Here is a 26,175-nt window from a genome sequence, read left to right on the forward strand (position 1 = left end):
ATCATTAATACAAATAAAATTATTTAGGGTATACTTACGCGCTTAAAATAAAAGCCAATAGTTCTGGAGCGATAAGTTTACAGTGCCAGAGTGCCAGCTTGTGTTTAAATTCTAAAAGGTTAGCTATTTATGACATTGTCTTTTCAGTTTATGTATGGTCAAACTTTGCTAAAAGCTTTTTCCTCAACCTGTGCTGTGCTTATGTTAAGCGGTTGTGTTTTAGCACCAGGTAGTTTTATCGACCCAGAAGATAATGCGCCCGAGCTTGAAAACCAACTTAAGTTTTATACTATTAGCCCCGAAACAATTGCTGAAAATCAATTAACGCGGCCACAGCAACCGGCTTTAGTGGAAAACAAACAATTTGAACAGCAACGCTTAAGCTACGACTACCGCGTAGGCCGGGGCGATGTGCTTAATATCACCGTATGGGATCACCCAGAATTAACTATTCCTGCCGGTTCAATGCGCAGCCCGCAAGATGCAGGCAACTGGGTGCATAACGACGGCAGCATTTTTTATCCTTATATAGGTAAATTGAAAGTCGAAGGCTTAAAAGTAACTGAAATTCGTGACTTACTGGCCGAGCGTCTAGCCAAATATATTGAAAAGCCACAAATCGATGTCACTGTTGCCGGTTTTCGCAGCCAGCGCATTTATGTAACCGGCGAAGTGCAAAAGCCAGGTGTTATCCCGGTTACTAATGTGCCAACCAGCTTAATTGAAGCCATTAATGCCTCAGGTGGCTTAACCGAAGCGGCCAATTGGGAGCAAGTTACCTTATTACGCAATGGTGAAGAGCAAAAATTCAGTCTGCGTAAGCTGTATCAACAAGGCGATACCGAACAAAATATTTTATTACAACGTAACGACGTTGTGCATATTGCCCGCAGCGATGACAATAAAGTATTTGTATTAGGTGAAGTAAGACAGCCCAAAAGTTATGCCATGGGCCGCAGCGGCATGAGCCTAGCAGAAGCCTTAGCCGAAGCTGGTGGTTTATTTGAACAAACCGCAGATGCTTCAGGGGTATTTGTTATACGCCAAGCAGCAAAAGACAGCGGCCGTTTAGCCGATGTTTATCAATTAAATGCAAAAAACGCGACCGCACTTATCATGGCTGAACAATTTCAATTACAACAGCGCGATATTATTTATGTTACCGCAGCACCGGTTGCGCGTTGGAACCGTGTAATCAGTCAATTATTGCCATCAATTACGGGGTTATACTCAATTGGTCGTTTTCAAAGCGATCTTAAGTAGCCAGCGCTGAACTAGCGTGTAATCAATAGCAAAAAAGGCGAGCAATGTTTAATAATATTCTAGTCGTGTGTTTAGGCAATATTTGCCGCAGCCCAACAGCGGAGTTTCTGTTAAAGCAGAAACTGCCGCATAAGCATATTGCATCCGCTGGGTTACAAGCCTGTATAAGCAGCGATGGAACCGGTTGGGACATGGACGCAACCGCAAGACAAGTAGCTGAGCAAAACGGTTTAATAAGCCCCAAGCATCAAGCGCAGCAATTAAACCAGCAATTAGTAAGTCAGTACGACTTAATACTGGTAATGGAAGCGCAACAACGCAATCTTATCGCTAAGCGCTACCCCGAGGCCCATGCGAAAACTATGCTGTTAGGCCAGTGGTTAACTGGCACTAACAGCAAAGATATTCCCGATCCATACAAAAAAAGCGACGAAGTCTACCAGCACGTTTATCAATTAATTGATGCCGCTGTCCAGGCTTGGTGTAGCAAGCTTAAATAATTTACTAATAGGGTTATATATAATGCAAGAAGCATCTAACTCAGCGAATAAAGCGCAACAAGCAAACAATGATGAAATTGACTTAATGCGTCTTTTGGGCCAGTTAATTGATCACAAATGGCTAATAATTGCTATCACCATCCTATTTACCTTGGTTGGCATTAGTTACGCTATGCTTGCTACGCCAATATATCGTGCCGACGCCTTGCTACAGGTAGAGAAAAAATCTACTGGCATGCCAGGTTTAGGTGAAATGGGCGAAATGTTTGGCAGTGAAAGCGAAGCCGCCACTGAAATAGAAATTATTAAATCGCGCATGATCATAGGCAGCGTGGTAGACCAATTAGACTTAACCACCCTAGCGCAGCCTAACTATATGCCGGTTATTGGTAAGTTTTTAGCTCGCCGTAGCCCACAACAAGATCAACTGGTTATTCAGCGCTTTACTGTGCCTAGCAACTATATCAACCAAGCACTTGATTTAAGCTTTAACGGCAACAGCTTTAGCCTAAGCAACCAAGATAATCAGGTTGTTCTAAGCGGCAAAGTCGGCGAAGCCGCCAGCAAAGGCGATTGGGCCTTGCATATTAGCGCTGCCAACCTAGTTAATACTCAAAGCTATCAGCTAATTAAAACCAGCCGTTTAGAAGCGATTAATAACTGGCAACAATTATTAAATGTTTCAGAGCGCGGTAAGCAAACCGGCATTTTAACCGCCAGCATTCAGCATGCTGATAAACAGCTAGCTGAAAATGTGTTAAATGCTATTGCTGAAGAATATATGCTGCAAAATATTCAGCGTAATGCGGCAGAAGCTGAAAAAAGCTTAGTGTTTTTAAATCAACAAATTCCTACTATTAAACAAAACCTAACCGCAGCAGAAGAGCAGTTAAATCATTATCGGTTACAAAGTAAATCGGTAGACTTATCGCTAGAAACTTCTGGCATTTTAAGCCAAGTTATTGAAGTGGAAAAACAGATTAACGAGCTTGAAATTAAAGAAACAGAATTAAGCCGTTTATATACCAAACAACACCCTAGCTATAAGTCGCTTATTAGCCAAAAACAAACCCTATTGGCCGAGCAGAAAAAGCTAACCGAACAAATAGAGCAATTACCTGAAACGCAACAGCAAGTGTTGCGGTTAACCCGCGACGTTGAAGTAAACCAAGAAATTTACTTACAGCTAGTAAACCGGATGCAAGAGCTGAATATTTTAAAAGCCGGTACAGTAGGCAATGTGCGCATACTAGACAGCGCAGTAACTAACTTAAGGCCAGTTGCGCCTAAAAAACCATTAATAGTAGTCATGGCGACTATGCTAGGTGGCATGCTAGCGGTGGCATTAGTGCTAGTGCGCGCCGCGATGAACCGCGGTGTACAAAGCGCAGAAGAGCTAGAAAATGTTGGCATTAACGTTTACGCCTCAGTGCCACTTTCAGAGCAACAACAAGCTTTTAATAAAAAGCATAGGTTAATAGGCAAACGCAATAAAGTGGCTTTGAATAAAGCGTTATTACTAGCCAAAGCAGACCCAACCGACTTAGCCATCGAGGCATTGCGTGGTTTACGTACTAGCTTACATTTTGCCATGCTAGAAGCCAGCAACAACATTATTATGGTGTCGGGCCCAAGCCCAGCGGTAGGTAAAAGCTTTATCAGCGCCAACTTAGCCGCGGTGTTAGCCGCAGGCGGGCAAAAAGTATTATATATCGACGGTGATATTCGCCGTGGTTATAGCCATACCATGTTCGAAGTAACTAATGAAAATGGTTTATCAGACTTTATTGTTGCTGAAACAAAAGCCGTTAGCAGCTACAAAGATGTTGTAAAAACAACGCAAATACCCGGCTTAGACTTTATCTCGCGAGGTACAGCCGCACCTAACCCAGCAGAGCTATTAATGCACAGCCGAATGAAGCAGCTACTAGAGCTAGCAGCTAAAGACTATGACTATGTGCTTATTGATACGCCACCTATTTTAGCGGTAACCGACGCTGCCATTATTGGCCACTATGCTGGCACAAGTTTATTGGTTGCGCGTTTTGACCAAACCCCAGTTAATGAAATGCTGCATACTGTTGATCGGTTCCAGAAAAATGGCATCGAGATAAAAGGCGTTATTTTAAATGGTGTAGAGCGCCGAGCATCGGGTTATCAGTATCAATACCAGTATGGGTATGCGTATAAAACAGATGGCAGTTAAATAAAACTTTTTAAAATTAGATTTGTAGTTTGAATACGTGAATAAAATTAGCGCAAAGAAATATTACGGAGAAGCACTGGATGCACAACTTATTAAGCTCAGTTGAGAATGCACGTATAGCAATAATAGGCTTAGGCTATGTAGGCTTACCTTTAGCTGTTGAATTTGGTAAAAAATACCCGACTTTAGGTTTTGATATTAATAAAAGCCGGGTAGAACAATTACAATCAGGCCACGATTCAACTTTAGAAGTTAGTGATGAAGAGTTAGGCCAAACTCAATATTTATCTTACTCACATAATGTGGCCGAGCTTAAAGATTGTAATATCTATATAGTCACCGTACCAACGCCAATAGATGCGCATAAACAACCTGATTTAACACCTCTAGTTAAAGCCAGCGAAATGCTGGGTAAAGTTGTTAACCAAGGCAATATTATTATCTATGAGTCAACGGTTTACCCTGGCGCGACTGAAGAAGTTTGCATTCCAGTGGTAGAGCGGGTTTCTGGTTTAGTATTTAATAAAGACTTCTATGCAGGTTACTCACCAGAGCGTATTAACCCAGGCGATAAACAGCACCGTGTAACGAACATACTAAAAGTTACCTCAGGTTCAACCGCGGAAATTGCTGAAACGGTTGATCAGCTATATAAGTCTATTATCACCGCTGGTACCCATAAAGCATCATCTATAAAAGTAGCAGAAGCAGCTAAGGTGATAGAAAATACCCAGCGTGACGTTAATATCGCCCTAATTAATGAGCTGTCAATAATCTTTAATAAGCTTGGTATAGATACCTTAGAAGTATTAGAAGCAGCGGGTACTAAATGGAACTTTTTACCGTTCCGGCCTGGCTTAGTTGGCGGCCACTGTATTGGTGTTGACCCGTACTATTTAACCCATAAAGCGCAATCTATAGGTTATAACCCGGAAATAATTCTATCAGGCCGTCGCTTAAACGATGGTATGGCAAAACATGTGGTGTCTGAATTAGTAAAGGCTATGCTTAAAAAACGCATCCAAGTCGACGGCGCTAAAGTTTTAGTAATGGGCTTAACCTTTAAAGAAAATTGCCCAGATATCCGTAACACTAAAGTTGTTGATATTGTTTCAGAACTAAAAGATTACAATATAGCGGTTGATGTGGTTGACCCTTGGTGTTCTAACGCTGAAGCAGAGCATGAATACGGTATTAGTTTAACAACTGAACCTAAGCAAAATGCTTACGACGCAATAATTTTAGCCGTTGGTCATGATCAGTTTAAAGAGATGGGGCCGGAAAAAATTAGATTATTGGGTAAATCAGCACATATTTTATATGATCTGAAGTATGTTTTAGCAAAGCAAGATGTTGATATACGCTTATAAAATAAGCTGAAAGTTAATTAATATTTATATAGGATTTAAGATGAAAAAATTTGCCATGATTGGTGCCGCTGGTTATATAGCCCCTCGCCATATGAAAGCCATTAAAGATACAGGTAATACACTAGTAGCGGCTATGGATAAAAATGATTCTGTAGGCGTTATTGATAGTTATTTTCCTGAAGCTGATTTTTTTGTTGAATATGAACGTTTTGATCGCCATATCGACTTATTAAAAAGAAAAGGTACAGATATTGATTATGTAAGTATTGCCTCACCAAATTACTTGCATGATTCACACATTCGCTTTGCGTTACGCCACGGTGCCCATGCCATTTGTGAAAAGCCTTTAGTGTTAAATCCGCACAATATAGATGCTTTAAAAATTGTTCAAGATGAAACCGGTAAGCAAGTATATAATATTCTTCAGTTAAGGTTGCACCCTAGTATTATCGAACTTAAAGAGCATGTAGCTGCTGAAGTCGCTAAAAACCCAAATAAAGTATTTGATGTTGATTTAACCTATTTAACTAGCCGTGGCCATTGGTATTTTACCTCTTGGAAAGGGGATGATAATAAATCTGGTGGTATCGCAACTAATATTGGTGTGCATTTTTATGACATGCTAGGTTGGGTATTTGGTGATCTAGTTAAAAATGAAGCTCACTTAAAACAAGCTGATGCAAGTGCTGGTTACTTAGAATTTAAACACGCTAAAGTGCGTTGGTTCTTATCAGTAAATTACAATTATATACCAGAGCAGATTAAAGCTTCCGGTCAACGTACTTATCGTTCAATTACTGTTGATGGTAAAGAAATTGAGTTCTCAGGTGGTTTTACTGATTTACATACCGTTAGCTATCAGCATATTTTAAAAGGTGAAGGTTTTAGTTTAGATGAAGCCCGTAAAAGTATTGAGATTGTAAGCCAAATAAGAAAGCAAGATACAGTTAATAACAAGTCTGATGTTCATCCCTTTGTTGCTAAGGTAATTCGCTAACTATGCAATTTTATAAACATGAAAGCGCCATTATTGATGATGGCGCACAAATTGGTGTTGATACCCGAGTTTGGCATTTTACTCATGTCTGTTCGGGTGCTGTAATTGGTGAAAAGTGTTCATTAGGTCAAAACGTATTTGTAGGCAATAAAGTTACTATTGGCAACAATGTGAAAATACAAAATAATGTATCTGTATATGACAATGTATATATAGCAGATGATGTTTTTTGTGGCCCTAGCATGGTGTTTACCAATGTATATAATCCACGTTCATTTATAGAGCGTAAAACTGAATATCGTGATACCAATGTTAAGCGTGGTGCTACCCTTGGTGCTAATTGTACCATTATTTGTGGCGTAACTATTGGCGAGTACGCCTTAGTGGGCGCCGGTGCCGTAATAAATAAAGATGTTCCAGCTTTTGCATTAATGGTTGGGGTGCCTGCTAAGCAAATAGGCTGGATAAGTAAATACGGCGAACAGTTATCCTTGCCTCTTTCGGGGGAAGGGACTGAAAAATGCCAGCACACAGGTGATACCTATCTGTTATCTGGAACAAGCCTAAAATTAATTCAAGAGTAGATATATCATGCAATTTATTGATTTAGCAGCGCAGTATCAGCATTTAAAACAAAAAATAGATAAACGTATTCAAACAGTATTAGATCATGGTCATTATATAATGGGCCCAGAAGTACAAGAGCTTGAACAAAAGTTAGCTGAATATGTCGGTGTTAAGCATGCGATTACCTGTGCCAATGGTACTGATGCTTTAACGCTTGCCATGATGGTATTAGACGTTAAGCCAGGTGATGCCGTATTTTGCCCAACCTTTACTTTTTTCGCTACCGCAGAAGTAATTGCTTTTGAAGGTGCGACCCCTGTATTCGTTGATTCAGACGAAGCTACATTTAATATTTGCTCTATCGACCTAGAGAAGCGCATACAGGCAACAATTGCAGAAGGTAAGCTTACACCTAAAGCAATAATTGCAGTTGATCTATTTGGTTTACCAGCGAATTACCCTGAGATTCAAAAAATAGCTGATAAGTACAATTTAAAGCTAGTTGAAGACGCAGCACAAGGCTTTGGTGGTAGTATAAATGGCAAACGAGCTGGCAGTTTTGGGGATATTGCAACAACGAGCTTTTTCCCAGCAAAACCCCTTGGTTGTTACGGTGATGGCGGTGCTGTTTTTACTAACAATGACGAATACGCTGAACTATTAAAGTCATACCGAGTGCACGGAAAAGGTAAAGACAAGTACGATAATGTACGCATTGGTATGAACTCTCGCCTTGATACGATTCAAGCGGCAATTTTACTGGAGAAGCTAGCTGAGTTTCCAACCGAGCTTATTAACCGCAACAAAGCAGCTGCAAATTACGAGGCTCAATTTTCGTCAAAATATAAAACACCACAAGTTCCTGCTGGCTATGTTAGTTCATGGGCACAGTATACGTTAGTGTCAGATAATCGTGATGGTGAAATGGCGAAGTATAAAGAGCAAGGCATACCGACGATGGTTTACTATGGAACATGTATGCATGAACAAACCGCTTTTAGCGAACTGGGTTATCAAGCAGGTGACTTTCCGAACGCAGAGGAGCTTGCTAAATCTGTATTTAGTTTACCTATGCATGGTTATATAATTTACCCGAAGTCAGTTTAATTTATGCATCTCAAGAATGTTTTTGTGCTTGCTGGCGGTACAGCTAGCGCACAATTAATTTTATTTCTTGCTTCACCAATATTAACAAGAATATATTCACCGAATGAATTTGGTTTATTTGCGGTTTTTTGGTCAATTGTCAGTGTGTTAACAGTCATATCAAGTTTGAAGTATGAGCTGGCAATCCCTTTGGCAACAGAGAAGGAAAGAAATGATATTGGAGTAGCTAGCATATTAGTTCTCACGATGTTTTCTTTTACTCTCTTGATTGTTATTACAGCTTTGCCTTCATCGATAAGCAGTTACCTCAATTTATCTAATGATTCGGAGATATTGTTTCTAATTCCATTGTGTGTTTTAGCTTGCGGACTTTATCAGATAACAACAGTCTACTCTGCTACATTTAAATTATTTTCCCAGGTATCAATATCCAAGCTGATACAATCAATAGTTCTTATTGCGTTACAGGTTCTTCTATTTAAGTTGAGCACATTGGCGTTAATAATCGGGCAATTGGTAGCAGCTTTAACTGCTGCTATTTACTTAAATAGCTATATACCTGTTGTATTCAGTAAGAAATCACTAAGTAAAATGTGTTTTCTAATCACTAAATATAAAAAGTTCGCTATATTTTCTACCTGGTCGGGATTGTTTAATGCACTAGGAATGCATATGCCAGCCTTGCTTTTTGGCTGGTTATTTGGGGCAGTATATGCAGGTTTGTATTCACTAGCCGTAAGAATGCTGTTAACTCCGGTAGGTTTAATTTCTACATCAGTGACTAAAGTTCTCATGTCTGATGCTAAGGGAGATTTAGCTTCAGGTGTGTTGCCTCGCAAAATCCTATCCATAATTGTATTTTTGAGTTATGGAATCGGTTTAACTATGTTCTTAGTAAGCTATTTTGGCAGTGATATATTTGAGTTTGTGTTTGGTGAAGAATGGAAAGATGCTGGCAAGTTCGCAAGATGGTTGACCCCTTGGATTGTTATGGTTTTTGCGGTATCACCACTTGGAATATTACTTGAGCTATTTGATAAGCAAAAAGACTTTTTATTTTTTCAAATCTCTATGTTCTTTTTAAGGGCTATTGCAATTTTTATTGGTTATTATATGAATAGTGTTGAGGTGGCCTTGATTGCATTTTCTATTACGAGCTTTATTTGCTGGTCTTTTTTATTGTATTATCTAGTCAAAATATTTTCTATTTCGAATGGATTTATGCAATATATGCCAATATATTTCTCTCTATTTTGCACATTATTGTCATTTTCTCCACCTTTGCCAGAAGAAATCAAGTTTCAAGTGATGCTTATTTTTATATTTCTCATTGTTGGAGGTTATGGGTTTTTATTTAAAAAATTTAGGAGTTTAGGATGGTCTTTAGGAAATTAATTTTCGTACTAGGGCATTTAATATTTAAGCCCAAAGTATTACCCTATTATTTTGTTTTTAAAAAAAATGAAAATAAAAACCTTGATCAGATAAACGCCATTAAAAAAAGAAAAATTGATGATTACATATTGAAAATGCAATCTAGAGTCAGCTTTTTTAAAGGCAAACAAATTAATTATAAAAACGCCCCTATTACAACAAAAAGTGATATAAAAAAAAATCAAAGGGCTTCTTTTGAATTCTCTGGTGCTTATAAAGTTAAATCAGGTCAAACTGGAGGCTCCACAGGTGAACCATTAAAATACTTAATGACTGATGATTACAGTGCTAGGGGGTTGGCCCTATTATACCGGGGGTGGTCTAGAGGAGGCTATAAGTTAGGTGATAAGGTGGCCGTGATAGCTGGCGGATCTTTGATAAAAAACAATACAACTTTTAAAGCAAAAGTTATAAATTATATTTTGAATATGGATAAATACTCATCTTTCGGTATGACAGAAAAGGACATGTTAGATTATATTACCTATGTGACCAATTCAAAAGCAAAGTTTGTGAGAGGTTATGTAACTTCAATATATGAGATCGCTAATTTAATTCTGAAGTATAACCTAAGCATACAAGTCAAGGCCGTTTTTACTACAGCAGAAATGCTAACGAAGCATCAGCGGCAGGTTATTGAAAAGGCGTTTAATTGTTCAGTATTCAACACGTATGGATTAAATGATGGTGGAGTTAGTGCGTATGAATGCAATGAGCACAATGGTTTTCATATTGATGTAGAAAGAAGTTTTTTGGATGTTGTCGACGCCAGCGGAAAACCAATTGTTAATGAAGTAGGTAAGATAATTGCCACAAGTTATACTAATTTCGGAACATGCTTTTTTAAGTACGATACTGGTGATCTAGGTGTATTATCAAGTGAACAATGTAAGTGTGGCTCCCCTTATCCATTATTAAAAAATATCCAAGGTAGAATAACCGAAAGTATTACGTACAACAGTAAAACGGTTGGAAGCCCTGTTTTAACTGTTTTAATGAGTTCATTTGATGTCAATATGTATCAATTTATTCAGGTTGATGAGAGTAAGTTAATATTAGTTATTGATAAAGGTGCTACGTTTAATGTAAGTGATGAAAAAGCTATCAGAGATTCAATTAAAAGTAACCTAGGTGAAGTTGTATTAGAAATTGTCTACGATAAAGCTCGGTTTGAGAAGTTAGCTAATGGGAAACATATATTAGTTTTAAATAAGATGAAGAAAAATGAAATTTAAAATTTCTCTAGTTGAAGTGAAGAGTGCACAATTATTTTTCATTTTACTATTCCCACTTTTTTTTATATATCAAGCTATAATGTCACTTGGTTATATCCCGCCATTCTTAGGTGCGTACTTTGGGCTTGTTTCTCTCATAATATTACCGTTTGTGTTAGTTAATTATTTTTATGTTTTTTTTAAGAAACCAATTTCGTGGCTTGAAAAAGTTTTTTTAATTTATGTGGCTTATTCTGTTTTCATTACTTTATTTAACTTTTCAGTTACTAATTTAAACGAATATGACTATGACATGCTTTATTGGTCAATTTCCAGTGTGATATTTATTTTTATCTGTTTCTTTATTGGAAAAAATGTAGAAGTAACAAATGCTTTTTATGCTGTTTGTTTGCTATTGTTTTTTCTGTCTGTTTTATTGGTGCTTTTAAATGTCGGAGAGCGCGGTATTTTCTATTTAAAGTCTGATAGTGTGAATGATTCGCTAACAGTTACATACCAAGGGTTTGCACGTTCATTATTGATGATGAGTCTTTACTGCGTGGCCTTTTGTAATAATAGAATTTATAAACTAGGACTGTTCGCTTTGGCTACTGTAGCTTTATTTTTCAACGGTGCTAGAACTGAATTTATAGTATTTACTGTTTCCTTTTTGTCTGTATATTTACTATCGCAGCGTAGCTTTAAACTCTTATTTTTGATGGTTTTTAGTACAATGTTTCTTATGTATTTCGGTGAGCAAATTTATGAAATGTTGCCAGACAATCGTATGAAATCAATTTTCAATATTTTTTCTACAACTAGTGCTAATTCACGGAGTGAATATTTCAATTCAGCACTGACTACAATTAGCAACTCTCCATTGTTTGGTGATTATGGCAGTTATCTGAATGAATATGGGCAGGGTGGTTTTTCCCATAATGTTTTCTCAGCTTGGGTTAATTTAGGACTGTTGGGCTTTGTTTTATATTTATCAATTATAACCTCTATCATTTTTATGGTTTTTAAAGATATCTGCGTACCTATTAGCAATAAGGCTTTTACATTTAAAGCAATGTTGGCAATATCAGTAATAACAATGCTTCTTTTTTCTAAGGATTATTCTTACATGCTCTTTGGTTTTATGGTTGGTGTCTTTTGTAATAATAAAATTAATAAAGAAGTTTTATAAAAATGAATTTGAATAAAAAAGTTTGCCACATTACTTCCTTGCATCAGCGTAATGATTCGAGGGTATTTCAAAAAGAGTGCCTCAGTCTATCTAAGCATTACGATGTATCTCTAGTTGTCTATGATGGGAAAGGTAACGAAAAAATTGAAGATGTAAATATTGTTGATGCTTACGATGAAAGTAAAGATGAGGCCTCTAGTAGAATTAAGGGCCTTTTAGTTAGGCCATTTAAAGTTTTGAAAGTTGCTAAAAAAATCAATGCAGATATTTATCACTTTCACGACCCCGAGTTAATATTTATTTCTTTGTACTTGAGAGTGCGAGGGAAAAAAGTATTTTATGATATTCATGAAAATTTGCCCCTTCAAATAATGAATAAAGATTGGTTGCCCCCTGTTTTAAGGAAGCCAATATCTATTTTATTTACCTTTTTGGAATATGTGTGCTGTAGGTTTTTCTCTGGTACTTTTGTACCTCAACCATCGATGGTAACTAAATATCTAAAGTACAATGTCAACACCAATTTAGTTGCTAACTTTTCTAACTGGCCTGTCAATCGGAGTGGCATAGGTAAGGGTGATAATTCACGGCCAGTACTTTTTCATGGAGGTTCGCTATCTGCTGAAAGAGGGCTGTTCAATATGCTAGATCTAGCTTACTTAGGAAAAGATTCAATAGAGCTACATTTGGCTGGCGGTTTTAAATCCGAAAGTGTAAGAGAAAAAGCACTGCAACACCCAGGCTGGAAGTATACTAAGTATTTTGGAGTAATTGATAGTAATAAAGTTCGCGAGTGCTATCAAAATTCTGACTTCGGAATTATTTTATATAACAATGTAGGTCAATACTATCTTTCTTATGCCATAAAGCTATTTGAGTATATGGCTAATGGTAAGCCAACAATTATGCCAAACTTTGGTGAGTGGGTCTCATTTAATGAGCAATACCAAGCGGGAATTAATGTAAATGTTTTAGAGCCTAAAAGTATATTGAATGAGATCTTAAGCCTATTTTCAGATACGCCTAGGTATAATGTGTTAGCGATAAATGGTGCTGAGGCTATAGAAAATAAATTAACTTGGGATTCGCAAGTTAAAAATTTAATTAAAGGATATAACTTCAATGATTGAAAAATTTAAAAATGTACTGGTTTTAGCACCTCATACTGATGATGGAGAGCTCGGCGCTGGCGGGACTATTTCAAAACTAATCGAAAATGGTGCAAAAGTTACATATGTAGCTTTTTCTACAGCTGAAGAGTCTGTACCTGATGGGTTGCCTAAAGATATTTTAAAAAAAGAAGTAGTGAAAGCAACTGCTGAGTTAGGTATAAAGTCTGAAAACTTAATTATATTAAATTACCAAGTTCGCAGGTTTAATTACGATAGGCAGCAAATTCTTGAGGATTTGATAGCGCTTCGTAAAGAGTCATCTTTCGATCTTATCTTAACTCCTTCTGTACATGATATACATCAAGATCATTCAACGATATCTCAAGAAAGTATAAGAGCTTTTAAAAATACAACTATTTTAGGTTATGAGTTAATCTGGAATAATTTAACTTTTAATACGCAATGTTTTGTAAAATTAGAAGAAAAACACATTGATGCTAAGCAAAAAGCTTTAGAAAAATATGAGTCTCAAGGGAAACGTAATTATTTAGCCAGAGATTTCACATTTTCTTTAGCTAAAACCCGAGGTGTGCAAGTTGGCGCAGAGTATGCCGAATGCTTTGAAGTGATAAGAATATTTTTATAGGGATGAATATGCAATACAAAGTTGAAGGAAAAATTACAGCCTTAGAGTTAGCTGAAGCTTTAGGTTTGCAACTTAAAGGTAGTAAATCGCAGTTGATCTTAACTGTTGGCAGTTTATCAAATGAAAACTCATCGGTTTTAAAATTTGCAACTAAGCACCAAGATATGTACCTGAATGGAATTGTTATTGGTAATAAAGGTAATAATGCAGAGTCGTTAATTATTTCAGATAATCCTCGTTTAGATTTTTGCCGAGCGTTACAATACCTAGTTGATGTTTCAATACTTGTAAATGATTCTGTTGAATCATGTATTCACCAAACAGCTATAATAGCTGATTCAGCTATTATAGAGCAGGGCGTTAATATAGGGAAGAACACTGTAATTGAACATAACGTAACCATACACAAAGGGTCTGTAATTGGTGACAATACAATAATTAGGTCTAATACTGTGATTGGCGCTCAAGGCTTTGGCTTTGAAAAAAATGCGGATGGTTCGTGGATTCGGTTCCCTCACCTTGGTAGGGTTATTATTGGTAGCAATGTTGAAATAGGTGCTTTAAATAGTGTTTGTGTTGGTGCGCTCGATAACACTATTGTAAGTGATGGAGTTAAAACAGATAACTTAGTTCACATTGCTCATAATTGCCAAATAGGGAAAAACTCAATTTTAACTGCCTGCACAGAGTTAAGTGGTGGAGTAACTTTAGGAGAAGGGGTATGGATGGGTCCAAACTCATCTACAATGCAAAAAATAACCATTGGTGACTTTGCTGTTGTGGGCTTAGGTAGTGTCGTGACAAAAAATGTAGAATCGGGACATACAGTTGCTGGTGTGCCTGCTAAAGTAATAAGGAGAAGCTGATGAAAACAGTATTGATTACAGGTGGTACAGGTGGGATTGGAACTGCTTTAGTTAAAGCTTTTGTTAATAAGGGCTATCATGTTTTTGTTACTCATACTCATAAAACAAAAGAAACATTAGATAGTTGGTTATCTGAAAATGAACTTAGCTCAAACGATATCACTTTTTTACCTCTGAACCTTAACAATAGAAATGAAGTTGAGCTTCAGTTATCGGCTTTATTAGAAAAATCCAATGTTGATGTTTTGATTAATAATGCAGGAATTACCGCCGATTCAACTTTTTTAAAGATGAAGCCAGAACAGTGGGATAACGTAGTAAATACTAATTTAACGTCTTTGTTTTCTGTTACTCAACCTATTGCGCGCTCAATGGTTGAGAATGGTTTTGGGCGAATCATTAATATTAGTTCTATTAATGGTTTAAAAGGGCAGTTTGGTCAGTGTAATTATGCCGCAGCTAAGGCGGGGATTATTGGTTTTTCTAAGTCTCTGGCTCAAGAGTTAGCGCTGAAGGGCGTGTCGGTAAATGTTATAGCCCCTGGTTATACAATGACACCTATGGTTGAGAGTATGAGAGAGGATATTCTTGAAAAAATCAAAGGTAATATACCGACGAAGCAATTAGTTTTATTAGACGACTTAGCTAAAGCAGCTTTGATGATCGCTGAAAGTGGTATGTCATTAACGGGAGAAACAATCTCTGTTAATGGCGGCCAGTATATGTGTTAATTTTATGAATATTTGGTATATACACCCATATGCGGGCAGCCCTAAGTATGGGATGTCTTTCAGGCCTTATTATCTCGCAAAACACTTTAACAAGTTAGGTCATAACACAACAGTTATTTCATCATTAAAGCACCACCTTTGCTCATTACCTTTTAAAAACTCGGGTCTTGCTGATGTAGAGGGAGTGCAATACTTTCTTCAAAACTCTATGGACTATCAGGGCAATGGAATTAAGCGTTTACTTAATATGCTAATGTTTGGCTTGGGTTTATTTGGGAAGCATTTTAGAACTTTTAGCAAAATAAATCCCCCTGATGTTATTATTGCTTCAACAGCACATCCTTTTCATCTGTTGGCAGCAAAGTATTACAGTAAAAAATACAATGCAAAACTAATTCTTGAAGTAAGAGATATTTGGCCTTTGAGCCTCCAAGAGCTAGTTGGAATATCTAAATATCATCCTCTTAGTGTTTTAATTAATGCGTTTCAGAAGTTTGGCTATAAAAAATGTGATCACTGTGTATCGTTATTAGAAAACTCTGAATCATTCTTCTTAAATGAAGGTCTTAAAAAAGGTAAGTTTAGCTGTATTCCAAATGGTATTGAGTTATCAAGTGAGCATGAAAAAGAACCTGAAAATTCATCATTAAAGTCACAGCTTAGTATCGCAATTTCAAATTTTGATACTGTTATAGGTTATACTGGTGCGTTAGGTATACCCAATAATTTAATGCCTTTAATTAATGCAGCTGAAAAATTTAAGAAATATAATATTGGTGTTTTGTTAGTTGGTGATGGAGTTCAGAAAAAAGCGTTAGAAGAAAGAATGGCTGAGTTGCAGTTAGATAATGTGGTTTTTTTTGGTAAGGTTCCTAAAACTTTTGTGCCGTATGTAATAGATTCATGTGATGCAATGTTTATTAACGCTATGCCTAAAGATCTTTATAAATTTGGTATTTCACCAAATAAGATATTTGATTATATGCTGCATGATAAATTAGTATTTAATGGAATAGACTCTCCAAATAACCCATTAGAAAAAGCAGGGTGTGAGATCAACTTCCCTGCTAATGACTCTTTGTCGTTAGCAAATAAAGTTATTGACTTCCATAAAAACAAAGAAAACTTCTCTATAAATTCATCTGAATTTGTTCGGAGTCAGCACTCTTATGCTCAACTTGCTAAAAATTATGAATCACTGATGGAAAGCTTAGTAAGATGAATAAAGTAATTCTGACTGGGAGTAGTGGCTTTATAGGGCAGCACTTACACGAAAGACTGCTAAAAAATTCATGCAAAGTTTATTCTTTATGCAGAGAAGAACTATCAGGTAAGAATAAATCAATATCAGAATCAGATTTTTTTGATACTAATACACATGAAAATGCTGATACTGTAATTCACCTTGTCGGAGCCGCACACAGCTATTTCTCTGACAGTGAAGCTAATTATATAAATTTTGAGTTAACTAAAAAGGTCATTGAGCGCGCAGTTTCACTTAATATAACAAGGTTTATCTTTTTAAGTTCTGCGAACATATATAAAGAATGTAAAGGTACTATACAAATTGATTCTCAAACTGAAGTTGATAACTTACCTAATACTATGAAAAGCAAGCTTTTGGCTGAACAGTATATTCAACAAGTTGCTAAAAATAATGATATTGAGGTTGTTATTATTAGAAGCCCTCTTGTTTATGGTGAAAATGTCAAAGCTAATTTTTCTTCATTAATGAAATTTGTAAGCAAGGGGGTTCCATTGCCATTTAGGTTATTAACCCAAAATAAACGCAGTTTGATATCAGTTTATAACTTAGTTGATTTAATTAAAGTGTGTATTGATCACCCAAATGCACCTAATCAAGTATTTTTAGCAAGTGATGATCATGACTTATCCACAGCTGAAATGGTTGCATTAATGGCAAAAGTGCAAGGCAAGAAAAATCTAGCTTTGCCCGTGCCTGTTTGGTGCTTTAAATTAGCAGGTAAATTACTTAATAAGAGCGATGTTATCGATAGGTTGACAGGCTCTCTCCAGCTAGATATTACTCACACAAAAAATACGCTTGATTGGCAGCCACCATTCTCAGTTGAACAAGGCTTTAAACTGGCAGTTAAAAAAACTTCAAAAAATAATTAATGGATTTATAAATGATACGTTTACTCGATTTTTTGTTTTCACTTTTTGGTTTGTTATTTGCTTTACCATTTTTAGTGATTTTATACATAATCGGCTTGTTTGATACCGGCTCACCTATATTCACTCAAGAGCGTGTTGGCCGAAACAAAAAGCCGTTCACGCTTGTTAAGTTTCGCACCATGAAAGTAGACACAGCATCCGTTGCTAGCCATTTAGCTAGCACTAGCTCTATTACAAAATTTGGCGGTTTTTTGCGTAAAACCAAACTAGATGAGTTACCACAATTATGGAATGTACTATTAGGCGATATGAGCTTAGTAGGCCCAAGGCCTTGCTTATTTAACCAAGAAGAGTTAATAGCCGAACGCGAGCAACGCAGCGTATTAAAAGCCCGCCCAGGTATAACCGGTTTAGCCCAAGTAAACGAAATTGATATGTCTACCCCAGTGCTGTTAGCAGAAACAGATGCTAAGATGCTAGAAAGCTTAACCTTAGCCGATTACTTTAAATATATATTTATGACGGTGGCCGGGAAGGGCAGTGGGGATAGGGTTAAGTAGCTTGTCGTAGGCAAGCTACTAGTGTTGAATTTTTAGTGCTGAATGTTGAGTTAAAAGCAGTTTATTTTGAAATAAATGTTATATTTTTGTTGTTAATTGCTTGGTTTGATCTATAAGTATATTTATTTGGGATTTATGGGGTAGGGATGCCTGTTGATTCGAATAATGTACTTAGCTCGCGTAGCGAGCGGTGACGAGCAGCGATGCTGCGGTTACTAGTTCGCAGTGCGAACGGTCACGAGCTTGTGTTACAAGCCGTAACAAGCACCTTCGGTGCGGTCACTAGCATCCAAAGGATGCGGTCACTAACTCGCAAAGCGAGTGGTCACGGCTCTTTAATCGCGGTAACTAGCACCTTTGGTGCGGTCACTGTTGCCAAAGGCAACTAGTAACAGCTTCTGCAAGAAGCTAGTCACTGCTTTCACCAAGGATTGTTTATGCACTATGACTTGAAAGTTTGGCAATTATCGATGGATTTAGTGGTAGATATTTATGCTTTTACTAAACTCTTCCCAGATTCTGAACGGTATGGCCTTTCTTCTCAAATTCAACGTGCTGCTGTTTCTGTACCTAGCAATATAGCTGAAGGCGCCGGGCGAGGTGTTGGCTGAAGCGAGTGCTGATTAGTGTTAAGGGGGGAGTTTCTAGTGTTTAGTTGAGAGCAATGGGTTTAGATATATTGTTGCTTTTTTGTTGTTAATTGGTTTATTTGATCTATAAATAGGTATATTTATTTGGGGTTTATGGGGTAGGGATGCCTGTTGATTCGAATAATGTACTTAACAAGTCTTTTTGTTTTGCGGTTAGGGTAATTAAGCTTTATCAGCACTTATGTAAAGAGCAAAAAGAGTATGTGCTTTCTAAGCAGTTGTTGCGTGCGGGTACTTCAATTGGTGCCAATATAAATGAAGCTCAGGCAGGGCAGTCTAAAGCTGATTTTATTGCCAAGATGTGTATTGCTAGTAAAGAGTCACGAGAAACTAAATATTGGCTAAACCTATTATGTGAAACTGGCTATTTAGATAGTAGCCAACCACATGTTATAAGCCTACTAGAACAAAGCGAAGAATTAATTAAAATACTAACCACCATTATAAAAAATGCTCAAAGAAATAATAAAACTAAACCTAAATAATTTATAACTAAAAACTTAGCTTTACAACTAAACACTAAAAACTCAACCCTCAAAACTAAACAAAGGAGACAGGATGTCGACTGCGTACCCCTCCCCAATTTTCCTTCACCATGGTGCTGTTACTGGCGTTACTGGTTCTTGTCATGAGTATAAAATTGCTGATGATTATTCGGTTTTAATTGATTGTGGGTTGTTTCAGGGGGCTGAAACCTCTGGTGCTGGCTCTGCTGGTGCTTCTGCTACAAACTTGCAGATTGATTTTGCTATTGAGCATATTAAAGCGTTAATTGTTACTCATGTGCATATTGACCATGTGGGGCGTATTCCTTATTTATTGGCGGCAGGTTTTTCTGGGTCTATTTATTGCACCAACGCTTCGGCGACTTTATTGCCTTTGGTGCTTGAAGATGCGCTTAAGGTGGGGGTGACTCGTGATAAGGCGATAATAAAAGGTTTTTTAGCTAAAATTCATCGCCAGTTAGTGCCTTGTGATTTTAAGCAGTGGCTGACTATTAAGCCTAATAGTTCAGGTGATAAGACTGTTAATCGTGCTGGGACTGATACAAGTAACAGTGCTGGGCTGCAAGTTAAGTTTCAGCCGGCTGGGCATATTTTAGGCTCGGCTTATGTAGAGCTTAGGCATAAAGTAGCAACTGCAACTGGCAAGCAAAAGTGGTATAAAACCGTGTTTTCGGGTGATTTAGGCGCGCCTTATGCGCCGTTATTGCCAGCACCTAAAGCGCCTTTTAGTGCAGATACTGTTGTTATTGAAAGTACCTATGGTGACAGGGTGCATGAAGGGCGGCGCGATAGGCAGCAACGGCTACAAAAGGTGTTGTTACATGCCTTGCGTGATAACGGTACTGTGTTGTTTCCGGCTTTTAGCATTGGCCGCACTCAAGAGTTGCTGTATGAACTAGAAGCCATTATTTATGATTTAAAGCAGCAATCTATTCATAAAGGCTTACGCTGGGATCAGCTGCAAGTGATTGTTGACTCGCCCTTAGCGGCTAAATTTACCCAAAGTTATCGTGATCTTAAAGCCTGCTGGGACAGCGAAGCCAAGAAGCGCTTACGCCAAGGCCGCCATCCATTAAACTTTAAACAGTTACACACTATAGACAGCCACAGCCAGCACTTAGCCTTAGTGCAGTATTTGGCCTCAACTAAACAACCCGCCATAGTGCTAGCGGCCAGCGGCATGTGCCAAGGTGGCCGTATAGTTAATTATCTATCAGCTCTTTTAGATCATAATGCTCATCAAGTGGTTTTTGTTGGCTACCAAGCCCGTGGCACCTTAGGCGCGGCCATTCAGCAGTACGGCCCTAAAGGCGGTTATGTTGATATAGACGATAAACGCATTGATATTAAAGCAGAAGTGATAACATTAAGCGGCTATTCAGCCCACGCTGATAAAAATGGCCTTATTAATTTTATTAAACGCATGCGGCACAAACCGCAGCAAGTAAGAATAGTGCATGGTGACGATGATGCGAAACAGGCGTTGCAGGTGGCGTTACAGCTGTTGGATATAAACGCTGTAATTGCAACTTAGGGGTTACCTAGTCGCAAGTTTTGAGTTTTGAGTGTTTCGTGGTGAGTGACTAGCCGCTTATAGCGGCGGTGACTAGGTGGCAAAGCCACCAGTGACTAGCTGCAGGGGGCAGCAGTGACGAGTGACTCGTTTCTTGCAGAAGCAGTGACTAGTTGCCTTTGGCAACAGTGACCGCACCAAAGCCGCTAGTTACCGTTCGCCTTGCGAACTAGTTACTACTCACGAAGTGAGTTAGTTACTGCAGCTCTGCTGCTCGTTACCGCTTGCTGTGCAAGCTAGTGACCGCGGCAAAGCCGCTAGTTACCGTTCGCTTTGCGAACTAGTTACCACTCACGCAGTGAGTTAGTTACTGCAGCTTCGCTGCTCGTTACCGCTTGTTGGCAAGCTAGTCACCGCACCAAAGGTGCTCTAAGGAAGCGTACATGAAGGTTACAGTTTTCGGTAGTGGTTATGTTGGTTTGGTTCAGGCGGCGGTTTTGGCTGAGGTGGGTCATGCTGTTGTTTGTGTTGATGTTAATGAACAGCGGGTTGAGGCGTTAAACCAAGGGGTTATTCCTATTTATGAGCCGGGGTTAACGCCTATAGTGCAGAATAATTGTTTGGCGGGGCGGTTGCAGTTTACTACTGATGCCCAGTTTGCGGTTGAGCATGGTGAGGTGCAGTTTATTGCGGTGGGTACGCCTTCTGATACTAACGGCGCGGCGGATTTACAGTATGTGTTAACTGTTGCTAAAACCATTGCTGAGTATATGACAGCTGATACGGTGGTTATTGATAAGTCGACTGTGCCGGTGGGTACGGCGGATAAAGTGCGGGATATTATTGCTGCTACGTTAGCTAAGCGCCAAGTAAGCCATCAGTTTGATGTGGTGTCGAACCCTGAGTTTTTAAAAGAAGGTGCGGCCGTTGCAGATTGCATGCGCCCAGATAGAATTATTGTTGGCAGCTATGATGCTAGGCCACATGATATTATTCGCGAATTATATGAGCCCTTTAACCGTATTCATGAAAAGATTATTTTTATGGATGTGCGCTCTGCTGAGTTAACTAAGTATGCGGCGAATTGTATGTTAGCCACTAAGATTTCATTTATGAATGAAATGGCTAATTTAGCTGAGCTATTGGGAGCTGATATAGAGTCTGTGCGTAAAGGTATAGGGTCAGATCCGCGGATTGGTTATCACTTTATTTACCCAGGTTGTGGTTATGGCGGCTCTTGTTTTCCAAAAGATGTGCGGGCCCTTATTTCAACGGCAGAAACCGAAGGTTACAAACCGGAAATGTTATATGCGGTAGAAAACGTTAACCAAAGGCAGAAGCAAAAGCTGCCTAGCTTAGTGAAACAGCATTTTGGTGCTGATTTAAGCGGTAAGGTATTTGCAGTGTGGGGCTTAAGCTTTAAGCCGAAAACCGATGATATACGTGAAGCCAGTAGCCGGGTTTTAATAGAGCAGTTATGGGCTGCGGGTGCTATAATTCAAGCTTATGATCCTGAAGCCATGGAAGAGATGCAGCGAGCTTATGGTGTGCGGGATGACTTAAATTTAGTGGGCACTAAAGAGGCTGCATTAAAAGCTGCCGATGCTTTAATTATTTGTACTGAATGGCAGCCTTTTAAAGCACCAGACTTTGATTTAATTAAAAGCCAATTAAAACAACCGGTTATTTTTGATGGCCGTAATTTATTTGAACCAGAACGGATGCAGCGCCGCGGTATAACCTATTATGGCATTGGCCGTGGCGAAAGTGTTAAGTAGCCAGCTTTTTTAGCGATTAAACAGTAAAAGGATGTTAGATGACCGTATTAAAAGCCGTGATCCCAGTTGCTGGTTTAGGCACCAGAATGTTGCCAGCAACTAAGGCTATTCCGAAAGAAATGTTACCCATAGTTGATAAGCCTTTAATTCAATATGTGGTAGATGAGTGTATTGCTGCTGGCATTAAACAAATTGTGTTAGTGACCCATTCGTCAAAAAACTCGATAGAAAACCATTTTGATAAAAGCTTTGAGCTGGAATCTATGCTGGAAAAGCGGGTTAAGCGGCAGTTATTAGATGAAGTACAGGCTATTTGCCCTAAAGATGTGACGATAATGCAGGTTAGGCAAGGTGAGGCAAAAGGCTTAGGCCATGCCGTATTGTGTGCTTTACCAGTAGTAGGCAATGCACCTTTTGCTGTGTTACTGCCTGATGTAATAGTTGACGGCTATGACTGTAATTTGGCCACAGATAACTTATCGAAAATGGTTCAGTTATATAATAAGCAACAGGTTAGCCAAATTATGGTTGAGCCGGTGCCGAAGCAGCTTGTAAGCAATTACGGTATTGCCGATGTTAATGGCGAAACGTTAGCGTCTGGCCAGTCAGCGACTATTACTAATATTGTAGAAAAGCCTGCTCAGGCTGATGCACCTTCTAATTTGTCGGTAGTGGGCCGTTATGTGTTTAACCCTGCTATTTGGGATTGCTTAAAGCGCACTCCAGTGGGTGCCGGTGATGAAATACAATTAACCGACGCCATAGCCCTGTTAATGCAACAGCAAAAGGTAGAGGCTCACCATATATCAGGCCGCAGCCACGACTGCGGTAACAAACTAGGCTATATTCAGGCTTTTGTTGAGTATGCGATGCGTGATAAAATTCTAGGAGCTGACGTTACTCAGATCCTGAAAGGATTGAGTAACGAGTTATGAGTTGTTAGTGATGAGTGTTGAGTGATTGCAGCAGTGACCGTTTACTACGACAGTGGCTAATTGCTTATGGCAATAGTGACTAGTTACCTTCGGTAACAGTGACCGCGCCTTGGCGCTAGTTACCGTTTACTACGACAGTGACTAATTGCTTTTGGCAATAGTGACTAGTTACCTTCGGTAACAGTGACCGCGCCTTGGCGCTAGTGGCCGTTTACTACGACAGTGACTAATTGCTTATGGCAATAGTGACTAGTTACCGTTCGCTGTGCGAACTAGTTACCGCTTGCAAAGCAAGCTAGTCACTAAACACTAAACACTAAACACTAAACACTAAACACTAAACACTAAACACTAAACACACGGACCCATACATGTTGGCATTTTTATTAGGATTACCGCGCTATATAAAACGCATAATTTCTGTTTTTGCAGATATTATCTTTTTAACTTTTTCGTTAATTGGCGCTTTTTTCTTAACCCAAAATAATACGATGCAAGATGTGCCGGGTATTGCTATTTCGTTTGTTATAGCTTTGCCGGTAACCCTGTTTTTATTTACTAAATTGGGCTTATATAGAGCGGTTATTCGTTATATAGGCCAGCATGCTTTAAGCGCTGTTTTAGCCGGCATTATTAGTAACGCCTTTATTATGTTGGTGCTGTTTAAACTTTTTTCAGTGGAAGAAAAAGGCAATTTAATTTTTGTTTATTCAATTTTAGCCTTAGTGAGTGCCGGTGGTATTCGACTGCTGGCGAGAATGTTTTTAGTGCAACGTAATAATGGCCATAAAGAGCGTGTGCTTATTTATGGTGCCGGTTCGTCGGGTAGGCAGCTGGCGCAAGCCTTATTTAATGGTGAGCAATATCATCCGGTGGTGTTTATTGATGATGATACCACGTTACAGCGCTCGACTATTTTGGGCATACCTGTGGGTAACCCAGCTGTTATTAATACTTTAGTTAAAAAGTATAATGTTAGCCGTATATTATTAGCCTTGCCTTCGGCTTCGCGCTCGCGTAGGCGTGAGGTGTTAGAGTCTTTAGAAAATTTGCCTATTCCGGTGCAGTCAATTCCGGGCATGAGCGACATTGTTGATGGCTCGATGAAGATTGATGAGCTGCAAGATGTAAAAATTGAAGACTTATTAGGCCGAGAGCCCGTAGCGCCAATTGACCAGTTATTAACGGCGAATATTAGCGGTAAGGTGGTTATGGTAACCGGCGCTGGTGGCTCTATAGGCTCAGAATTATGCCGACAAATTTTATTATGCAAGCCTAAAGCCTTAGTGCTATTTGAGCGCAGTGAATTTAGCTTATATAGCATAGAACAAGAATTAACTGCCACTATTAAGCATTTAGATTTAGCGGTCACTTTATTGCCTATTATGGGCTCTGTGCAGCGTCGTGAGCGGATGCAGTCGGTAATGTCGGCCTTTGCTGTTGATACTGTTTATCATGCTGCAGCTTATAAACATGTGCCGCTGGTGGAATATAATATTGTTGAAGGCGTGATTAATAACGTTTTTGGCACCTGGTATGCCGCAGAGGCTGCCATAGCCGCTAAGGTAGAAAACTTTGTGCTTATTTCTACTGATAAGGCAGTTAGACCGACTAATGTAATGGGGGCTTCAAAACGCTTAGCGGAGTTAGTGTTACAAGCCTTAGCTAAGCGACAAAATGCCACCCGTTTTTGCATGGTGCGCTTTGGTAATGTATTAGGCTCTAGTGGCTCGGTAGTGCCGCTATTTAGAGAGCAAATTCGCAAAGGTGGCCCGGTTACGGTAACTCATAAAGATATTATTCGTTATTTTATGACCATACCAGAAGCGGCGCAGTTAGTTATTCAGGCCGGTGCTATGGGCGCCGGTGGTGATGTATTTGTGCTTGATATGGGCGAGCCGGTAAAAATTGCCGACTTAGCCAGACGAATGATCCACCTAATGGGCTTAGAAGTTAAAGACGATAAGCACCCTAAAGGCGATATTGAAGTGAGATTTTCTGGCTTGCGCCCAGGCGAGAAGCTGTTTGAAGAGTTGCTAATAGGTGACAATGTTAGGCAAACCGAGCATCCAAGAATTATGGCGGCTGATGAGCAATATTTAACCTGGCCAGAAATGGAAGCGATATTGTTGCGTTTAGACCGTTTTTGTACTGATTTTGCTGTGCAAGATATTGTAGATTTATTGCAAGCGGCGCCGACTGACTTTAATTATAAAGTCCATACCGATTTAGTGGCAAAAGCCCGGGCGCATAACGACAGCATTGGCAATAAGAGTGTGGCTACTGAGCTGCGACAGGAAAGTGAGCTGAGCAGGATACCGCCGCTAGAGCCAGTTGCTAGTGGCGGTAAAAATATGCAGCTTGAAAGTAAAAGTAATGACATGCCGGTTGAACCTAAGGCAACCGGCAGTTAAGGCATTTGCCTAAAAATTAAGCCTTAGTATTGGTTGAGTAAGTAAGCGTTATGGTTTACTATTATCTCCAAGCGTACAATTATTGTTGGCATAAGGATTTAAAGATGAAAAAATTAGTTATTGCTGCTACCGCGTTATTATTATCGTTAGGTGTTAATGCACAAGACCAAGCTGGTGGTACTAGTGTTAGTACTATTGGTGGTGTTGCTACTCCAGTTGTTGTGGGTGGTGTAGTGGCTGTTGGTGTTGCTGCTGCTATTATTTCTAATGCCGGTGGTGTTTCTTTACCTGACACTGTAGAGCCAGTAGAAACCTGTAACGCCGGTGACGGTGAGCCAGTAAATGGTGTTTGTACTGGTACTACTACTGCAACAGTTACAGGTACTACCGCTATTACAACTGTTACCTTTACTTACCCTGCCATTGTGCAGTAAGTAAGACTGTTAGTAAGTAAAACTGTTATTATTAAAGCCGCCGT

The 26,175-nt window shown here is 38.9% G+C and carries 24 protein-coding genes; all 24 read left to right on the forward strand.

The features are described 5' to 3' along the window. The first annotated feature begins 129 nt into the window (after positions 1-129). The 24 genes from ACRCA4_RS04125 (at position 130) to ACRCA4_RS04240 (ending at position 26,131) form a co-directional block, all read left to right on the forward strand. The gene (locus tag ACRCA4_RS04125; protein ID WP_433184572.1) at positions 130-1,263 is read left to right on the forward strand and encodes a polysaccharide export protein; all 1,134 of its coding nucleotides are present in this window, start codon (positions 130-132) and stop codon (positions 1,261-1,263) included. A gap of 44 nt (positions 1,264-1,307) precedes the next feature. Beyond that, on the forward strand, positions 1,308-1,763 hold the full coding sequence (locus ACRCA4_RS04130; protein ID WP_433184575.1) for a low molecular weight protein-tyrosine-phosphatase: 456 nt from the start codon (positions 1,308-1,310) through the stop codon (positions 1,761-1,763). Positions 1,764-1,785: 22 nt separating this feature from the next. Then, positions 1,786-3,969 carry a polysaccharide biosynthesis tyrosine autokinase gene (locus ACRCA4_RS04135; RefSeq protein WP_433184577.1) on the forward strand — a complete coding sequence of 728 codons (2,184 nt, stop codon included), beginning with the start codon at positions 1,786-1,788 and terminating at the stop codon, positions 3,967-3,969. An 80-nt stretch (positions 3,970-4,049) separates the two neighbouring features. Then, the gene (gene tviB / locus ACRCA4_RS04140) at positions 4,050-5,339 is read left to right on the forward strand and encodes a Vi polysaccharide biosynthesis UDP-N-acetylglucosamine C-6 dehydrogenase TviB (RefSeq protein ID WP_433184579.1); all 1,290 of its coding nucleotides are present in this window, start codon (positions 4,050-4,052) and stop codon (positions 5,337-5,339) included. Positions 5,340-5,379: 40 nt separating this feature from the next. After that, positions 5,380-6,336, forward strand: coding sequence for a Gfo/Idh/MocA family protein (locus ACRCA4_RS04145; RefSeq protein WP_433184582.1), 957 nt, complete (start codon positions 5,380-5,382; stop codon positions 6,334-6,336). Between the two features lie 2 nt (positions 6,337-6,338). Continuing rightward, positions 6,339-6,920, forward strand: a complete 582-nt coding sequence (locus tag ACRCA4_RS04150; RefSeq protein ID WP_433184584.1) for an acyltransferase — start codon at positions 6,339-6,341, stop codon at positions 6,918-6,920. Positions 6,921-6,927: 7 nt separating this feature from the next. Continuing rightward, a complete protein-coding gene (locus ACRCA4_RS04155; RefSeq protein ID WP_433184587.1) occupies positions 6,928-8,010 on the forward strand; it encodes a DegT/DnrJ/EryC1/StrS family aminotransferase in 1,083 nt (360 codons plus the stop codon). Positions 8,011-8,013: 3 nt separating this feature from the next. Continuing rightward, on the forward strand, positions 8,014-9,405 hold the full coding sequence (locus ACRCA4_RS04160; protein WP_433184589.1) for an oligosaccharide flippase family protein: 1,392 nt from the start codon (positions 8,014-8,016) through the stop codon (positions 9,403-9,405). Next, on the forward strand, positions 9,387-10,679 hold the full coding sequence (locus ACRCA4_RS04165) for a hypothetical protein (RefSeq protein WP_433184592.1): 1,293 nt from the start codon (positions 9,387-9,389) through the stop codon (positions 10,677-10,679). The genes ACRCA4_RS04160 and ACRCA4_RS04165 overlap by 19 nt, the downstream gene beginning before the upstream one ends. Next, positions 10,669-11,847, forward strand: a complete 1,179-nt coding sequence (locus tag ACRCA4_RS04170; protein ID WP_433184594.1) for an O-antigen ligase family protein — start codon at positions 10,669-10,671, stop codon at positions 11,845-11,847. The genes ACRCA4_RS04165 and ACRCA4_RS04170 overlap by 11 nt, the downstream gene beginning before the upstream one ends. A 2-nt stretch (positions 11,848-11,849) precedes the next feature. Further along, entirely contained in the window at positions 11,850-12,977 is a 1,128-nt protein-coding gene (locus ACRCA4_RS04175) for a glycosyltransferase (protein ID WP_433184597.1), read from the forward strand. Next, complete coding sequence (locus ACRCA4_RS04180) at positions 12,970-13,605, forward strand: PIG-L deacetylase family protein (protein ID WP_433184600.1); 636 nt, start codon at positions 12,970-12,972, stop codon at positions 13,603-13,605. The genes ACRCA4_RS04175 and ACRCA4_RS04180 overlap by 8 nt, the downstream gene beginning before the upstream one ends. Positions 13,606-13,613: 8 nt before the next feature. Continuing rightward, positions 13,614-14,471: a hypothetical protein gene (locus ACRCA4_RS04185; protein WP_433184602.1), complete on the forward strand. Its 858-nt coding sequence runs from the start codon at positions 13,614-13,616 to the stop codon at positions 14,469-14,471. Then, the gene (locus ACRCA4_RS04190; RefSeq protein WP_433184605.1) at positions 14,471-15,202 is read left to right on the forward strand and encodes a 3-oxoacyl-ACP reductase; all 732 of its coding nucleotides are present in this window, start codon (positions 14,471-14,473) and stop codon (positions 15,200-15,202) included. The genes ACRCA4_RS04185 and ACRCA4_RS04190 overlap by 1 nt, the downstream gene beginning before the upstream one ends. A gap of 4 nt (positions 15,203-15,206) precedes the next feature. Beyond that, entirely contained in the window at positions 15,207-16,424 is a 1,218-nt protein-coding gene (locus tag ACRCA4_RS04195; protein ID WP_433184608.1) for a glycosyltransferase family 4 protein, read from the forward strand. Then, complete coding sequence (locus tag ACRCA4_RS04200) at positions 16,421-17,341, forward strand: NAD-dependent epimerase/dehydratase family protein (protein WP_433184611.1); 921 nt, start codon at positions 16,421-16,423, stop codon at positions 17,339-17,341. The genes ACRCA4_RS04195 and ACRCA4_RS04200 overlap by 4 nt, the downstream gene beginning before the upstream one ends. An 11-nt stretch (positions 17,342-17,352) precedes the next feature. After that, on the forward strand, positions 17,353-17,901 hold the full coding sequence (locus tag ACRCA4_RS04205) for a sugar transferase (protein ID WP_433184614.1): 549 nt from the start codon (positions 17,353-17,355) through the stop codon (positions 17,899-17,901). A 437-nt stretch (positions 17,902-18,338) separates the two neighbouring features. Then, positions 18,339-18,512, forward strand: coding sequence for a four helix bundle protein (locus ACRCA4_RS04210; RefSeq protein WP_433184617.1), 174 nt, complete (start codon positions 18,339-18,341; stop codon positions 18,510-18,512). 143 nt (positions 18,513-18,655) lie between these two features. Further along, entirely contained in the window at positions 18,656-19,036 is a 381-nt protein-coding gene (locus ACRCA4_RS04215) for a four helix bundle protein (RefSeq protein WP_433184620.1), read from the forward strand. 73 nt (positions 19,037-19,109) lie between these two features. Next, a complete protein-coding gene (locus ACRCA4_RS04220; RefSeq protein ID WP_433184622.1) occupies positions 19,110-20,591 on the forward strand; it encodes an MBL fold metallo-hydrolase RNA specificity domain-containing protein in 1,482 nt (493 codons plus the stop codon). 422 nt (positions 20,592-21,013) lie between these two features. Continuing rightward, on the forward strand, positions 21,014-22,348 hold the full coding sequence (locus ACRCA4_RS04225) for a UDP-glucose dehydrogenase family protein (protein WP_433184625.1): 1,335 nt from the start codon (positions 21,014-21,016) through the stop codon (positions 22,346-22,348). A 38-nt stretch (positions 22,349-22,386) separates the two neighbouring features. Beyond that, positions 22,387-23,283, forward strand: a complete 897-nt coding sequence (galU, locus tag ACRCA4_RS04230) for a UTP--glucose-1-phosphate uridylyltransferase GalU (protein ID WP_433184628.1) — start codon at positions 22,387-22,389, stop codon at positions 23,281-23,283. 371 nt (positions 23,284-23,654) lie between these two features. Further along, positions 23,655-25,697, forward strand: a complete 2,043-nt coding sequence (locus ACRCA4_RS04235) for a polysaccharide biosynthesis protein (protein ID WP_433184631.1) — start codon at positions 23,655-23,657, stop codon at positions 25,695-25,697. Positions 25,698-25,801: 104 nt separating this feature from the next. Next, on the forward strand, positions 25,802-26,131 hold the full coding sequence (locus tag ACRCA4_RS04240) for a hypothetical protein (protein WP_433184634.1): 330 nt from the start codon (positions 25,802-25,804) through the stop codon (positions 26,129-26,131). Positions 26,132-26,175 lie beyond the last annotated feature (44 nt).

The sequence above is a fragment of the Rheinheimera sp. WS51 genome (assembly GCF_050936095.1).
In the GTDB taxonomy this organism is placed as follows: Bacteria; Pseudomonadota; Gammaproteobacteria; order Enterobacterales; family Alteromonadaceae; genus Alishewanella.